This window comes from Pseudomonas hunanensis (assembly GCF_013393325.1).
GTDB lineage: Bacteria > Pseudomonadota > Gammaproteobacteria > Pseudomonadales > Pseudomonadaceae > Aquipseudomonas > Aquipseudomonas putida_P.
On the sequence record NZ_QJRC01000032.1, the window covers coordinates 1 to 576 of the forward strand.

Sequence of the window (576 nt, forward strand, 5' to 3'; positions counted from 1 at the left end):
AGCTGGGCGGCGCGGCGAAAGTGGATGTCACCGACACCACCGACGAAGTGATCGCGAAACTGACCGCGACTCCATCGGTCACCGAAGGCGGCGAGATCACCTACACCATCACGCTGACCAACAAAGATGGCCTGCTGATCAACAACCACGGCGCGCTGACCTTCACGCTGAGCGACGGCAAGACCGTCATCACCGTGCCGGCCAACGGCACCACCGGTTCGGTCACGGTCATCGCGCCGGACAACGTCTACACCGGCACCAACGACCCTGTGATCAAATCGATCGCGACTGTTGAAGGCGTGGATGTCGACAAGTTCGAGAAACTGACCCTGGATAAAACCGAGGTCAAAACCACCGTTACCGACGAGCCAGGTACCCCAGGCAGCCCAGGCGGCACCAACGAGGGCGACCTGGTCAAGGTCACCATCAGCGCCGACCAAGCCTCGGTCGCCGAGAACGTCAAACCGACGTTCACCGTGCACGTCAACCAGCCACTGGACCACGACCTGGTCGTGACCCTGAGCAACAATGCCACGGTCACCATCAAAGCCGGCGACACCAGCGTCAAGTACGAGC

1 protein-coding gene is annotated in these 576 nt (G+C 61.3%); it reads left to right on the plus strand.

Features of this window, described 5'->3' with window-relative positions:
- Nucleotides 1-576 (plus strand): immunoglobulin-like domain-containing protein (locus tag DM807_RS00260; protein ID WP_342356447.1); only part of this gene is annotated, 576 nt, incomplete at both ends.